This is a genomic window from Roseovarius halophilus (ex Wu et al. 2025) (assembly GCF_047086965.1).
Genome location: NZ_JBKOTX010000036.1, coordinates 1 through 14,310, shown reverse-complemented (window position 1 = coordinate 14,310; position 14,310 = coordinate 1). Strand labels below are relative to the sequence as shown.

Here is a 14,310-nt window from a genome sequence, read left to right as displayed (position 1 = left end):
AGGGGTGCCCATGTCAGACCGTCCCGTCACGCCCCTGCTGGATCAGGTTGCCGGCCCGGCCGACCTCAAGCGGTTGTCGGATCCGCAGCTTGCCAAGCTGGCGCAGGAACTCCGGGCCGAGACGATTTCGGCCGTGTCGGAAACCGGCGGCCATCTTGGCGCCGGCCTCGGCGTGGTCGAGCTGACGGTCGCGCTGCACCACGTCTTCGACGCGCCGCGCGACAAGATCATCTGGGATGTGAGCCACCAGACCTATCCGCACAAGATACTGACGGGCCGGCGCGACCGTATCCGCACCATTCGCCAGAAAGACGGGCTGTCGGGCTTCACCAAGCGCAGCGAATCCTCCTACGATCCGTTCGGAGCCGCCCATTCCTCCACCTCGATCAGCGCCGCGCTCGGCTTTGCCGTGGCGCGCGACCTCGGCGGCGCCTGCGACACGGGCCACGGCGACGCCATCGCGGTGATCGGCGACGGCGCGATGAGCGCCGGCATGGCCTTCGAGGCGATGAACAATGCCGGCCATCTCGGGAAACGGCTGATCGTGATCCTGAACGACAACGAGATGTCGATCGCACCGCCCGTCGGCGCGTTGTCGTCCTACCTGTCGCGTCTCTATGCCGGCGAACCGTTCCAGGAATTCAAGGCGGCCGCCAAGGGGGCGATCTCGCTCCTGCCGCCGCCCTTCCAGGAGGGGGCCAAGCGCGCCAAGGACGTGCTCAAGGGGTTCGCCGTCGGCGGAACGCTCTTCGAGGAGCTGGGGTTCTCCTATATCGGCCCGATCGACGGGCATGACATGGACCAGCTGCTGCCGGTGCTGCGCACCGTCAAGGCTCGCGCGACCGGGCCGGTCCTGATCCATGCCCTGACGAAGAAGGGCAAGGGCTATGCCCCGGCCGAGACACGCAATGACGGCGGCCATGCGACGGCCAAGTTCGACGTGGTCACCGGCGAACAGAAAAAGGCGCCCTCGAATGCGCCCAGCTACACGCGCGTCTACGCCGACGCGCTTCTGGCCGAGGCCGCGCGCGACGACCGCATCTGCGCCATCACCGCCGCCATGCCTGACGGGACGGGGCTTGATCTCTTCGCGGAACGCTACCCCTCGCGGTGCTTCGACGTCGGGATCGCCGAACAGCACGCGGTGACCTTCTCCGCCGGGCTGGCCGCCGGGGGGATGAAGCCGTTCTGCACGCTCTATTCCACCTTCCTGCAACGCGGATATGACCAGGTGGTGCACGACGTGGCGATCCAGCGCCTGCCGGTGCGGTTCGCCATCGACCGGGCCGGGCTGGTGGGGGCCGACGGCGCCACCCATGCGGGGGCGTTCGACATCGCCTATTTGTCGAACCTGCCGGGCTTTACCGTGATGGCGGCCGCCGACGAGGCCGAGCTCAAGCACATGGTCGCCACGGCCGCCGCGCATGACGACGGGCCCGTCGCCTTCCGCTACCCGCGCGGCGAGGGGCAGGGCGTGGAGATGCCCGAACGCGGCGACGTACTGGAGATCGGCAAGGGCCGCGTCGTGCAGGAGGGCGCGCGCGTGGCGATCCTTTCGTTCGGCACGCGGCTGGGTCAGGTGATGAAGGCGTCCGAGGCGCTGCGCGCCCGCGGGATCACGCCCACCGTGGCCGACGCGCGCTTTGCCAAGCCGCTCGACCGGGATCTCGTTCTGGACCTCGCGGCGAAACACGAGGCCATGATCACCATCGAGGAAGGCGCGATCGGCGGTTTCGGTAGCCATGTCAGCCAGTTGCTGGCCGAGTCAGAAGTGTTCGATACAGGGTTCAAGTTCCGGTCAATGGTGCTGCCCGACACCTTCATCGACCAGGCCAGCCCGGAAGACATGTACGCGGTCGCGGGCCTTGACGCCGCGCATATCGAATCCCGCGTGCTCGAGCTGCTGGGCCTCGCGCGGCTCGACAGCCGCAGGGCCTGACGGGGGATGACAGGTGGACCCGACGCTGTATCATGGCGTCAGGGAGGGTCTGATAGATGCGCCATGTCCGAATCCTGTTCTGCCTGCTGGTTCTGATCGGCATGGCCTCAACGCCCGGGCGCGCGCTCGATACCTCCGCCGGCCCGCTGCGGGTGACAAAGATCGCCCGCGGCCTCGATCAGCCCTGGGCCATCGGCTTTTTGCCCGACGGGTCCGTACTGGTGACGGAGCGCGACCACGGCCGCGTCCTGCGCCTGGTGGACGGCACCCGGCACGTGATCGACGGTGTCCCGCCCGTCCATGACGGCGGGCAGGGCGGGCTTCTCGACCTGCTGGTGCCGCGCGATTTCGCCACCTCCCGCACCCTGTTCTTCACTTATGCCAAGCCGCAATCGGGCGGCGCGGGCACGGCGGTGGCCCGCGCCCGGCTGAGCACGGACAGCCGCCGCCTGACAGACTGGCAGGTGATTTTCGAGCTGTCACCGGGCTCCACCGGCGGGCGGCATTTCGGCGCGCGGCTGGTCGAGGGGGCCGATGGCTACATCCACGCCACCATCGGCGACCGCGGCGACAGGCCCTCGGCGCAGGATCTCTCGCGCGAAAACGGCTCGGTCATCCGCATCGCGCGCGACGGCGCGATCCCGCCCGGCAATCCCTTCACCGGCCGCGCCGGGGCGCGGCCCGCCATCTGGTCCTACGGGCACCGCAACCCGCAGGGCGCCGCGCTCGACGGGCTGGGGCGGCTCTGGGTCGTCGAACACGGGGCGCGCGGCGGTGACGAGGTCAACCTCGTGCACGAGGGCGCCAATTACGGCTGGCCCGTCATTTCCTACGGCCGCCATTATTCGGGGGCCAAGATCGGCGAGGGCACGCGCAAGCCCGGCATGGAACAGCCCGCGCATTACTGGGACCCCTCGATCGCGCCCTCGGGCATGATGATCTATTCCGGTGCGCTGTGGCCCGAATGGCAGGGCGACATCTTCGTCGGCAGCCTGAAATTCGACATGATCTCGCGGCTGAGCGGGACGCCGCTGCGGGAAGTCGAACGCATCAGCGGCCCATCGACGGGTCGCGTGCGCGATATTCGCGAAGGCCCGGACGGCGCCATCTGGTTCCTGTCGGTAACGAACGGCGCGCTCTACCGCCTCTCGCCGTCCTGACCGGGGCTTTCGCTGCCGACGGCAGGCGTCCCGACGGTCATCATGCCGCCAAGACGACACCAGGTGCCGGGACCGCTTCTTCTCGGTCGAAATACCCGCCCCGAGGAGGACGCCCGGGGCGGCCGACGAGACATGCCGCGCGCCTGAAAGGCGCACCGCCGGATCAGATCCGGCACGTGCCGCGGCAGGTCACCCCGCGATCGAGGCCGCGCGGATGCTGTCGATCGCCTCCTTGAGCGCGGCGTCGAATTCCGTATCGCTCTGCTTTGCCGACAACCCTTCTGTCAGCGCGCGCGAGAAGCTCGCGACGACACCGGTGTTGCGCGCCAGCCGCGCGTTGGCCTCGTCACGGCTGTAGCCGCCCGACAGGGCCACGACCCGCAGCACGTTCGGGTGATCGACCAGCGGCTTGTACAGGTTCGGCGTCTCGGGCAGCGTCAGTTTCAGCATGACCTCAGCGCCGGGCTCGAGGCTGTCCAGGTGCTTGGTGATCTCGTCCAGCAGCATCGCCTCGGCACTTGCCTTGTCGGCGATCGAAATGGTCACCTCGGGTTCGATGATCGGCACCAGCCCGTGGGCGAGGATCCGCTTGCCCAGGTCGAATTGCTGGGCCACGTTGGCCGCGATGCCGGTGGCCGAGCCCGCGTCGATGACCGAGCGCATCTTGGTGCCGAAGGTGCCAGCGTCCCGCGCGCGCTCCAGCAGCGCGTCGAGGTCGGGAATGGGTTTCATCAGGCGGACGCCGTCCGCCGCCTCCGCGAGCCCCTTGTCGATCTTGAGGAACGGCACGATCCCGCGGTCCTCCCAAAGGTAGGTCGCCGACGGCTTGCCGCCGATCTCGCTGTCCATGGTCCGCTCGAACAGTATCGCGCCGATTATCCGGTCGCCGCTGAAGGCGGGCGATTGCGCGATCCGGGCGCGCATCCGGTGGATGAGGTCGAACATCTCGGCCTCCGACGCGTAGTCGTCCTCGCCGATCCCGTACAGCCGCAGCGCCTTGGGTGTCGAGCCGCCCGACTGATCCAGGGCCGCGATGAAGCCGTCACCCTTGAGTATCCGAAGCCGCTGATTTTCCTTCGACATGTCTTGTCTCTCCGCCGCGGTGAAAAGGGAGGTCGCGCGCCCGGCGCACCGTTCGGTCAGGTTCTATGTGACCACGAAAGCCGTTGCAATTGTGATGGCGCTAACGGGGGCGCCATCCGGGCATGACGGCGCGCGCGGTGTCCGCTCAACCCTTCAACGCGGCGACGCCGGGCAGGTCCTTGCCCTCCATCCACTCAAGGAACGCGCCCCCGGCGGTCGAGACATAGGTGAAATCGTCCGCCGCGCCGGCCTTGTTGAGCGCGGCCACTGTATCACCACCACCCGCGACCGAGGTGAGACGCCCCTCGCGACTGAGCCTCGCGGCATGGCCGGCGGCGGCGTTCGTGGCCGCGTCGAAGGGGCTGATCTCGAACGCGCCGAGCGGGCCGTTCCAGATCAGCGTTTTCGCGTTGTCCAGCGCCGTGGTGATGCGCGCCACCGATTGCGGGCCGGCATCAAGGATCATCGCGTCCTCTGGGCAGGCATGGGCCGGCACGGTCTCGTGCGGGGCGTCGGCCTCGAACTTGCGTGCCACGACCACGTCGGCGGGCAGCAGCAGCTCGCAGCCCGACGCGCCGGCCTTTTGCATGATCGTGCGCGCCGTCTCGCCCATGTCGTGTTCACAGAGCGAGGTGCCCACGTTCAGCCCCTGCGCGGCGAGAAAGGTGTTGGCCATCCCCCCGCCGATGACCAGTTGATCCACCCTCTCGACGAGGTTGGACAGCAGGTCCAGCTTGGTGGATACCTTGGCCCCACCCACCACGGCGACGAGCGGGCGCGCCGGCTGTGACAGCGCGGCCTCCAGCGCCTCCAGCTCGGCCTGCATCAGGCGCCCGGCACAGCTGGGCAGGTGATGCGCCACGCCCTCGGTCGAGGCGTGCGCGCGGTGCGCGGCCGAAAAGGCGTCGTTGCAATAGACATCGCCCAGCGCCGCCAGCCGCCTCGCGAAATCGGGGTCGTTGGCCTCCTCGCCGGGATGGAACCGGATGTTCTCCAGCAGCAGCACCTCGGCGGCCTCGGCCTCGTCCGTCAGGGTTTCGGCGCCGTCGAGCGTTTCGAGCAGCCGCACGTCGCGGCCCAGCGCGGCGCTCAGCGCGGGCAGGGTGACGCGCAGTGACATGTCCAGCACGACCTTCCCCTTGGGGCGGCCGAAATGCGCGATCAGGATCGGCTTGCCTCCCTTTGCAAGGATGTCGTTGATGGTCGGGACGATCCTTTCGATCCGGGTCGGGTCGGTGACGTGGCCGTTTTCGACCGGTACGTTGATATCCACGCGCGTCAGTACCCGCTTGCCCGTCAGATCCATGTCGTCGAGCGTTTTCCAGCCCATGCCGTGCCTCCTGTGTGCGAAAGTCGCGCTGTGCATGGCGCGATGGTGCGCGGTCGTCAACCGCCGATGCTTGGCAATCCCGCGCGAAGGCCCTAGGACTCAGGCCGACCGAGTGCAAAGGAGGGCCCGATGGCCGAAATCAAGGATCCGGAAAACACAATTCTGATGGAGCTCAAGAACGGCACCGTGACGATCGAGCTGATGCCCGACGTCGCGCCGGGCCATTGCGAGCGCATGAAGGAGCTCGCGCGGGCCGGACACTATGACAACGTGGCCTTTCACCGGGTGATCGACGGCTTCATGGCCCAGACCGGTGATGTCCGCAACGGCAACATGGAAAAGGACTACAACCCGCGCATGTGCGGCACCGGCGGCAGCGAGCTGCCCGACCTCAAGGCCGAGTTCAGCCGCATTCCCCATGACCGCGGCACGCTGGGCGCGGCCCGCAGCCAGAACCCGGACAGCGCCAACAGCCAGTTCTTCATCAGCTTTTCCGACAACCATTTCCTGAACGGGCAATACACTGTCTACGGCCGCGTGATCTCGGGGATGGAGCACGTGGATGCCATCACCCGCGGTGAGCCACCGGCGAACCCGGACCGCATGATCAGCGTTAAGGTGGCCGCCGATGCGTAAACTGGCCGTTCTTTTCAGCCTGCTGGCCGGTCCCGCGTTCGCGACCGGGCTGCAGATCGACGTCGCGGGCGAGGCCAACGGCACCGTCACGATCGACCTTCTGGAGGACGTGGCGCCGGGCCACGTGGACCGGATCACGACGCTGGCCGCTGAAGGGGCCTATGACGGCGTGGTCTTTCATCGCGTCATAGACGGGTTCATGGCCCAGACGGGCGACGTGGAATTCGGCAAGCTTGAGGGCGGCAACATGGCGCGCGCCGGCATGGGCGGCAGCGACAAGCCCGACCTCAAGGCGGAATTTTCCGATGAACCCTTCGAGCGCGGCACGGTCGGCATGGCCCGCGCACGCCACCCCGACAGCGCGAATTCGCAGTTCTTCATCATGTTCGCGCCCGCTGGCCACCTGAACGGGCAATACACCGTTGTCGGCCGCGTGACGGACGGGATGGACGTGATCGACGCCATCAAGCGCGGCCGTGGCCAGAACGGCGCCGTGACGGGCAAGCCCGACGTGATGACATCCGTCACGGTGACGGACTAGGTCATGGGCCCAACCGGGTACGAGCCGCTCAATACCCCCAAGCCCGTGGCCGAGGGGATCTGGGTGATCGACGGCCCGGCCGTCCCGGTCCGCGGCATGCCGTTTTCCACGCGCGCCACCGTCGTGCGGCTGGAAAACGGCGGGCTGTGGGTACATTCACCCACGCTGCTGACGGACGCGCTGCAAGCGCAGATTGCGGCGCTTGGGCCCGTCCGCCACCTTGTCGCGCCCACCCGGCTGCATCACGCGCATATCACCGACTGGCAGGCGGCCTTCCCCGGGGCGCTGGCCTGGGCCGCGCCCGGCGTCGCGGAACACGCCGCGAAAAAGGGGATGACGCTGCGCTTCGATCACGAGTTGGGCCCGGAAGCCGAGGTGCCCTGGGCCGGTCAGATCGACCAGTTGATCGTCGAGGGCAGCAAGACCCGCCGCGAGGCGGTCTTTTTCCATCGCGCCAGCGAAACCCTGATCCTTGCCGCGCTCATCGCGAATTTCGAAACCGCCAAGCTGCCCGTCTGGATGCGGCCGATCATCTGGATCGCCGGGATCGACGACAGCGACGGCAAGATGCCGCCCGGCATGGCGTTTTCCTTCCGGGACAAGCGCAAACTTGCCGATTCGGTGGAACGGATGATCGGTTGGGGGCCGGGGCGCCTGATCCTTGCACACGGGCGCTGGTACGACAGGGGTGCGGTGCGCGAACTGGAACGCGCCTTCCGCCGCATCCTGCGGGACCGCCTGTGGGATCGCGCGCTGACCGACGCGAAAAGGCGCGGGTAGCGGACACATCTGCTCACGTTCGCGTGCCGGGGGCTGGGCAGGCGCGCGCAGGTTGCGCAGGATCAGGGTATCATCGCATATCACCGGAGCCTGCCATGCGCCACCTTGCCGTTCTGAGCCTGATTTTCCTGACATTCGCCCAACTGGCGCGCGCGGACCCGGCGCAGTGGCAGCGCGAATGGCCCGAAACCGATTTCACCGTCACGACCGTGCAAAGCTGGGACGAGATCCGCTCGGGCGGCCCGCCCAAGGACGGCATCCCGGCCATCGACGACCCGTCATTCCGCCCCGTTTCGTCCGAAACCCGGATTGGCGGCGCCGAACCCGTCGTCACCGTCGAGATCCCCGGCGAGACGCCGCGCGCCTATCCCTTGCGCTACCTGACATGGCATGAAATCGTGAATGACCGGATCGGTGGTGTGCCCGTCGCCGTGACGTTCTGCCCGCTGTGCAATTCTGGCATGGTGTTCGACCGCCGCACGGCGTCTGGCACGCTCGATTTCGGGGTCTCGGGCAAACTGCGCAACTCGGACATGGTGATGTACGACCGCCAGACCGAAAGCTGGTGGCAACAGGCGACCGGCAGCGCCATCGTGGGCGAACTGACGGGCACCGAGCTGCGCCACCTGTCAAGCTGGATGGAAAGCTGGGACCAGTACCGGGCCCGCCAGCCCGACGGGCTGGTGATGGATCAGCCCGCCTTCAATCGCGATTATGGTCGCAATCCCTATCGGGGCTATGACAGCGCGCCGCGGCCGTTCCTCTATGATGGCGAAAACCCGCCGCACGGCATCTCGCCGCTGGAACGTGTCGTGCGAGTGGGCGGGCGCGCATGGCCGCTGACCCGTATCCGCCGCGAAGCCGGCATCCGCGAGGCCGGCGTGACCATAAGCTGGCAGGCCGGTCAGGCCTCCGCGCTCGACACGGCCGATATCGCCAAGGGCCGCGACGTGGGCAGCGTGCGGGTCCGGGACGGGCAGGGCCGCGACGTGCCCCATGACGTGCTTTTCGCCTTTGCCTTCCACGCCTTCTGGCCCGAGGGGACATGGATGATCGGTGATTGAAAGCGGCAATCCGGGCGGTCCGCCCCGGTCGCGGGGCGGCGCGATGCGCCGGTCAGGCGCGCGTGATCAGAACCAGCTTTGCACGCCGCGCGCCGCGCCCGAGATGTCCCGGCCGATGCCGTCAACCGTGGCGCAGCCGGCCACGAGGGCGATCAGGGCCATGGCGATCAGGGTTTTCATGGCGGTTGCCTCTTGGTTTCGCTTGCCTTTTCAGGTCAATCTGAGCCGTCTGCCTCGTGCCACCATACCGTCGGGAGGAAGCCCACGCTGTCCCCGTAGATCGGCAGCTTGTCCTCGGGATACTTCAATTCCTTCACGTGGGCAATCCGGCCGACGGAATATTGATGAATCGGAATGACATAGCGGCCCGAAATCAACACCCGGTCCAGCGCCCTGACCGCCGCGACGAATTCCTCGCGGCTCTCGGCGCGCAACATTGTCCGGATCATCGCCTCGGCGGCGGGCGATTCCATGCCCATCAGGTTGCGGCTGCCCGGACGGTCAACGCCGACCGAGCCCCAGTAGAAAAACTGCTCGTTGCCGGGGCTCAGCGACAGGGACCGGCGCATGAAGGTCATGTCGAAATCGTAGGTCCGCTCGCGCTCGGCATACTGGGCCTTGTCGATGGTCTGGATCCGCAGCGTGATGCCCAGCCTTTCCAGTGCGCGAGCATAGATGTCCATGATCGCCGTGGCCTGACCCAGAAGCGCATCCTGCTTGAGCAGCACCGTCAATTCCAGCGGCGTACCCGCCGCGTTTCGCAGAACACCGTCCTGCACCGTCCAGCCCGCCTCGTTCAGCAGGCGCATCGCCCGGCGTATGTCCTGACGGTTGCGCGGCGTGTCGTCCCCCGCGGGCAGCGTGTAGCCCTCCAGCGCCCCGGGCAGGAGCGTATCGGAGAAGGGGGCCAGCAGGTCGCGCACCCGTCCCTTGGCCGGGCCTGCCCGCATGCCCAGTTCGGAGCCCGAGAAATAGGAGGTGATCCGGGGTTGCCGCCCCCCGGTCAGCGTGTCGTTGATATAGTCGAAATTGAAGGCGTGGATCAGCGCATCGCGCACCCGCCAGTCATCCAGCGGCGCCCGCCGCGTGTTCATCACGAAGCCGGTGATTCCAGACGGCCGGTCATGCGGGATCTCGGTCTTGACGACATCGCCGCGGGTGACGGCGGGGAAATCGTATTGCGTCTGCCAACGCTCGGCGTTGAATTCGCGCAGGTAGGATACCGCCTGAGCCTTGAGCGCTTCGCGCAGCACGGCCGCATCGCCGTAGAAGTCGATGCGGATCTCGTCGAAATTGTGCGTGCCGCGGCGGAAGGGCAGGTCGGCGCCCCAGTAATCCGGGTTGCGCCGCAGCACCACGTTGCGGCCCACCTCGTAGCTGTCCACCACGTAAGGCCCGCTGCCCACGGGGATATCCTCCAGCCGGCCGGCGGCGAAATCGCGGCCGTCCCATTGCGCCTTCTTCAGGATCGGGCGCATCCCGGCGATCATCGCGAGCTCGCGATCATCCTCCGCGAAGGTCATGCGCAGGCTGCGCGGACCCGTCTGGTCGATCGTCTCGACCTTTTCCCAGAAGGCGCGGTACCGGGGATGGCCCTCGGTGCCCAGCGTCTCGTAGGACCAGATCACGTCGGCCACCGTGACCGGGCTGCCGTCTGAGAATCGCGCCTCGTCCCGCAGGGTGAATTCGACCCATCCACGGTCCGGGCCCGTCTCGACCGATTCGGCCAGAAGACCGTATAACGAGAACGGCTCGTCCCATGATCGCCCCATGAGGGATTCGTGCGTGAAGAACCGCAACTGCCAGGGCGGATCACCCTTGAGCGTGAACGGGTTGAGCGAATCAAACCGCCCGACATTGCCCGTCACCACGCGGCCGCCTTTCGGCGCGTCGGGGTCGGCATAGGGCAGCGACACAAAATCGGGTGGCAGGTCGGGTTGCCCGTACATAGCTATGCCATGCGACGGCTCCGACATCGCCGCTTGACAGAAGACCGACAGCCCAAGGGCCAGTGTCGACAGGCGCATCGCGCGGAAATAATTCGGTCCCATTTCGGCAACAATCCCTGACTGCCCTTGTTATACTGGCCCAGACCGTAGAGGCGGATTCACGCCTTTTCAAACTTTTAGCTTGGATCACGCCGCCTGATTGCGTATACATGACTCACTGCTCGATAGGTTTCTTGCCTGTATGAAACCTGCCTCAATAACTGAACGCCGGCCTTGTGCCGGCGTTTTTTTTCGCCGTCGTCGCACATGCGGCATATCGCGGCCGCGGCCTCTTTTTGATCCCAGCGATGGCGGCTGCCCCGTGCAATCCGTGATCCGGGCCCGTATGCTGCCGGTGCGAAAAACCACCGGCAAAAGGGGAAAAGAGCAATGAGCGTGACCGGAAAGACCGCCGTCATCACCGGGTCCAATTCGGGAATCGGGCTGGGCGTGGCAACGGAACTGGCGAAGGCCGGCGCGGATGTCGTGCTGAACTCCTTAACGGACAGCGATGACGACCACGCGCTTGCCGAAGGCCTCGCGCAAGAGCACGGGGTGCGCGCACGCTACATCAAGGCCGACATGTCGGACCCCGCGGCGTGCCGCGCGCTGATCGACGCGGCCGGGGCCTGCGACATCCTGGTCAACAATGCCGGTATCCAGCACGTCGCGCCGATCGACGAATTCCCGGCGGCCAAGTGGGACGCGATCATCGCCATCAATCTCGGCTCGGCGTTCCACACCACCGCCGCGGCGCTGCCGCTGATGCGCGCCGCGGGCTGGGGGCGGGTCATCAACATCGCCAGCGCCCACGGCCTGACGGCGAGCCCGTACAAATCGGCCTACGTCGCCGCCAAGCACGGGGTCGTCGGGCTGACCAAGGTCACGGCGCTGGAAACGGCCGAGGACCCGATCACGGCCAACGCCATCTGCCCGGGCTACGTGCTGACGCCGCTGGTCGAGGCGCAGATCCCCGACACGATGCGGGAATACGACATGTCCCGCGAGGAGGTGATCCGCAACGTCATGCTGCAGCGCCAGCCGTCCAAGGAATTCGCGACGGTCGAGCAGCTGGGCGGCACCGCGCTCTACCTGTGCTCGGACGCGGCGGAGCAGGTCACCGGCACGACGATCAGTGTCGACGGCGGCTGGACGGCGCTGTGAACGGGCGTCCGGATCGACGGGGCGATCCGGCCGGGGCAGGGGGCGCTGCCCCCTCTTGGCCCCGGTCCGGGGCCAATTCACCCCCGGGGTATTTCGACCGAGAAGAAACGGGCGGGAGGCCGTCGTGGTAACGCGCATCAACCTGGCACTGCAGGGCGGCGGGGCGCATGGCGCCTTCACGTGGGGCGTGCTGGACCGGCTGCTGGACGAGGATGGCATCGAAGTCGCCGCCATCTCGGGGACCTCGGCGGGCGCGCTGAACGGGGCGGCTTTCAAGTCGGGCTGGCTGGCCGGCGCGCGCGAGGGCGCGCGGGCGGCGCTCGATTGGCTGTGGGGGCGGCTCGGCGGGCTGCACGACATGCGGATGCCCGCCTGGATGCAGGGGGCGATGCCCGCCCCGGGCGTGCTGAGCGATGCGCTGGAACTGAGCCCGCCGGTGATGGCCGCGGACGCGATGAGCGGGCTTGTCTCACCCTACCTTTACGGGCCGTTCTACCGCAACCCGCTGACGCCCATCGCCGAGCAGTTCGATTACGCGCGGGTCTGCGCCGGGGCAGGGCCGCGCCTGTTCGTCGGCGCGACGAACGTGCATACGGGCAAGATACGGGTTTTCAGCGGCGACGGGATCACGACCGCGAGCCTGCTGGCCTCGGCCTGCCTGCCGACGCTGTTCCAGGCAGTGGAGATCGACGGCGAGCATTACTGGGACGGCGGTTATACCGGCAACCCGGCGCTTTTCCCGCTGTTCGAGCGCGACCTGCCCGCCGATATCCTGATCGTCAACATCAATCCGCTGGAGCGCCGCGAGGTCCCGCGGCGCCCGCAGGACATCCAGAACCGGATCAACGAGATCAGCTTCAACTCCTCGCTGCTGCGCGAGCTGCGGGCCATCGCCTTCGCGCAGCGCCTGCTGGACAGTGGCCACATGGCGGAGGGCGCGATGAAACGCGTGCTGGTGCACATGATCGCCGATGATGTCCTGATGCGGGAATTGTCGGTGGCCACCAAGCTGGTGCCGTCGCCCTGGCTGCTGGGGCGGCTCAAGCGGGCCGGGCGGCGCGCGGCCGGGGCGTTCCTGACCGCGCATGCCGGCGACCTGAACCGGCGCGGCACGGTGGACCTTGGGGCCGCATACGGCTGAACCGGCCGCGCGGTGTCAGCCCTTGGCGGCGGGGCCCCCCTTGCCGCCATCGGGCTTCACCCGCCCGTCGGGATAGACCAGCCCGGCCGAGATCACCAGCTTGGCCGCGTCCTCGACCGACATGTCCAGTTCGATCACGTCCTCGCGCGGGAAGAACAGCAGGAATCCCGAGGTCGGGTTGGGCGTTGTCGGTACGAAGACGCTCAGCAGGTCGCTGCCGGATTCGGCGCGCCTGTTGACTTCGCCCTTGGCGGTGGTCGAGATGAAGCCGATGGCCCAGACATCCTTGCGCGGGTACTGGATCAGGCAGGCCTTCTCGAAGCTGCGTTCGCTTTGCGCGAAGACGGTTTCGGCGATCTGCTTGACGCCCGAATAGATCGACCGCACGACCGGCATACGGTTCACCAGCGATTCTGCGAAGCCGATCAGGGACTTGCCGATCAGCCCTTTCGCGACCCAGCCCACGAGGATCGTGAAGACGAGGAATATGATGACGCCCACGCCACGCAGGTTGATGCCGATATACTGTTCCGGGCGCAGGTGATAGGGCACGAGCGGCAGCACGAAGCTGTCGACCCAGCCCACCAGTGTCCAGAGCAGCCACACTGTCAGGCCCACCGGCGCGATCACGACGATCCCGGTAAGGAAGCTGGCCCGCAGGCCGGAAAACATGCCGGGCTTGCGGGTCGGAGGCGGGTCTTCGTCGAAGGGCGTGTTCATGTCGCGGCCGAATTCGATGTATTTCGCGGTATCTAAGCAGATATGCCGGCGCCGACAATGGGCGTTTGATCAGGGCGGGGGCTCTTTGCACAACTCGGTGGCGATCCGGGCGGCCAGCTGCGCATTATTGAGCACCAGCGCGATATTGGCGGCGAGGGTCCGCCCGCCCGTGAGCACGCCGAGCCTGTCGAGCAGGGCGGGCGTGACGGCCTTGCCCGTGAGCCCCCGCGCTCGCAGCTCGGACTGGGCCTGCGCGATCAGCGGGGCCAGCTCGCCGGCCGGGATCTCGGCGTCCGCCGGCACCGGGTTGGCGACGAGCTGACCGCCCGACAGGCCCAGCGTGCCGCGCAGCCGGTGGGCGGCGGCGATCTCGGCGGAATCGTCCATGCGCAGGGGGGCGGCCAGCCCCGCATCGCGCGACCAGAAGGCCGGGAACGCGTCCTGCCCGTGCGCGATGACCGGTACGCCCAGCGTCTCCAGCATTTCCAGCGTCTTGGGCAGGTCGAGGATCGCCTTGGCGCCGGCCGCCACCACGGTCACCGATGTCCGGGCCAGTTCCCGCAAGTCGGCGGAGATGTCGAAACTTTCGGCCGCCCCGCGATGCACGCCACCGATGCCGCCGGTGGCGAACACCGCGATCCCGGCATGGCGCGCGGCGATCATCGTGGCGGCGACGGTGGTCGCGCCCGTGCCCCCGCGCGCCATGCAGACGGCCAGATCCGCGCGGCTGAGCTTGGCCGGTTTCGGCGCGCGCGCCAGCATCT

Annotated in this window: 14 protein-coding genes; 8 read left to right on the top strand and 6 right to left on the bottom strand. The window is 67.6% G+C overall.

Annotated elements, in window-relative coordinates:
• The first annotated feature begins 10 nt into the window (after positions 1-10).
• Together dxs and ACH107_RS09720 are read left to right on the top strand one after the other, a co-directional pair.
• Positions 11-1,939, top strand: a complete 1,929-nt coding sequence (dxs, locus tag ACH107_RS09725; protein ID WP_412505679.1) for a 1-deoxy-D-xylulose-5-phosphate synthase — start codon at positions 11-13, stop codon at positions 1,937-1,939.
• Positions 1,940-1,995: 56 nt separating this feature from the next.
• A complete protein-coding gene (locus ACH107_RS09720) occupies positions 1,996-3,099 on the top strand; it encodes a PQQ-dependent sugar dehydrogenase (RefSeq protein ID WP_412505678.1) in 1,104 nt (367 codons plus the stop codon).
• A gap of 189 nt (positions 3,100-3,288) precedes the next feature.
• Here the strand turns inward: ACH107_RS09720 and ACH107_RS09715 are convergent, their stop codons facing one another.
• Both ACH107_RS09715 and ACH107_RS09710 read right to left on the bottom strand, forming a co-directional pair.
• Positions 3,289-4,182 (bottom strand): fructose bisphosphate aldolase, encoded by an 894-nt coding sequence (locus tag ACH107_RS09715; protein WP_412505677.1) that lies wholly within the window; start codon positions 4,180-4,182, stop codon positions 3,289-3,291.
• 145 nt (positions 4,183-4,327) lie between these two features.
• Positions 4,328-5,512: a phosphoglycerate kinase gene (locus ACH107_RS09710; protein ID WP_412505676.1), complete on the bottom strand. Its 1,185-nt coding sequence runs from the start codon at positions 5,510-5,512 to the stop codon at positions 4,328-4,330.
• A gap of 129 nt (positions 5,513-5,641) precedes the next feature.
• Here ACH107_RS09710 and ACH107_RS09705 point away from each other — a divergent pair, with 129 nt between their 5' ends.
• The 4 genes from ACH107_RS09705 to ACH107_RS09690 all read left to right on the top strand — a co-directional run bounded on the left by ACH107_RS09705 (position 5,642) and on the right by ACH107_RS09690 (position 8,533).
• Positions 5,642-6,148: a peptidylprolyl isomerase gene (locus ACH107_RS09705; protein WP_412505675.1), complete on the top strand. Its 507-nt coding sequence runs from the start codon at positions 5,642-5,644 to the stop codon at positions 6,146-6,148.
• On the top strand, positions 6,141-6,689 hold the full coding sequence (locus ACH107_RS09700) for a peptidylprolyl isomerase (protein ID WP_412505674.1): 549 nt from the start codon (positions 6,141-6,143) through the stop codon (positions 6,687-6,689). The genes ACH107_RS09705 and ACH107_RS09700 overlap by 8 nt, the downstream gene beginning before the upstream one ends.
• Before the next feature lie 3 nt (positions 6,690-6,692).
• Positions 6,693-7,469 carry a DUF4336 domain-containing protein gene (locus ACH107_RS09695; RefSeq protein WP_412505673.1) on the top strand — a complete coding sequence of 259 codons (777 nt, stop codon included), beginning with the start codon at positions 6,693-6,695 and terminating at the stop codon, positions 7,467-7,469.
• A 95-nt stretch (positions 7,470-7,564) separates the two neighbouring features.
• On the top strand, positions 7,565-8,533 hold the full coding sequence (locus ACH107_RS09690) for a DUF3179 domain-containing protein (RefSeq protein WP_412505672.1): 969 nt from the start codon (positions 7,565-7,567) through the stop codon (positions 8,531-8,533).
• A 66-nt stretch (positions 8,534-8,599) separates the two neighbouring features.
• Here the strand turns inward: ACH107_RS09690 and ACH107_RS09685 are convergent, their stop codons facing one another.
• The gene (locus ACH107_RS09685; RefSeq protein ID WP_412505671.1) at positions 8,600-8,713 is read right to left on the bottom strand and encodes an entericidin EcnA/B family protein; all 114 of its coding nucleotides are present in this window, start codon (positions 8,711-8,713) and stop codon (positions 8,600-8,602) included.
• A gap of 35 nt (positions 8,714-8,748) precedes the next feature.
• The gene (locus ACH107_RS09680) at positions 8,749-10,584 is read right to left on the bottom strand and encodes an extracellular solute-binding protein (protein WP_412505670.1); all 1,836 of its coding nucleotides are present in this window, start codon (positions 10,582-10,584) and stop codon (positions 8,749-8,751) included.
• Between the two features lie 327 nt (positions 10,585-10,911).
• Here ACH107_RS09680 and ACH107_RS09675 point away from each other — a divergent pair, with 327 nt between their 5' ends.
• Positions 10,912-11,685, top strand: a complete 774-nt coding sequence (locus ACH107_RS09675) for a 3-hydroxybutyrate dehydrogenase (RefSeq protein WP_412505669.1) — start codon at positions 10,912-10,914, stop codon at positions 11,683-11,685.
• Positions 11,686-11,809: 124 nt separating this feature from the next.
• Positions 11,810-12,826 (top strand): patatin-like phospholipase family protein, encoded by a 1,017-nt coding sequence (locus ACH107_RS09670; RefSeq protein WP_412505668.1) that lies wholly within the window; start codon positions 11,810-11,812, stop codon positions 12,824-12,826.
• 15 nt (positions 12,827-12,841) lie between these two features.
• On the opposite strand, the gene ACH107_RS09665 is transcribed toward ACH107_RS09670, so the two are convergent.
• Both ACH107_RS09665 and ACH107_RS09660 read right to left on the bottom strand, forming a co-directional pair.
• Positions 12,842-13,546, bottom strand: coding sequence for a DUF502 domain-containing protein (locus ACH107_RS09665; RefSeq protein WP_412505667.1), 705 nt, complete (start codon positions 13,544-13,546; stop codon positions 12,842-12,844).
• Positions 13,547-13,615: 69 nt separating this feature from the next.
• Positions 13,616-14,310: pseudouridine-5'-phosphate glycosidase (locus ACH107_RS09660; RefSeq protein ID WP_412505666.1), on the bottom strand; the 695-nt coding region annotated here is incomplete at its 5' end.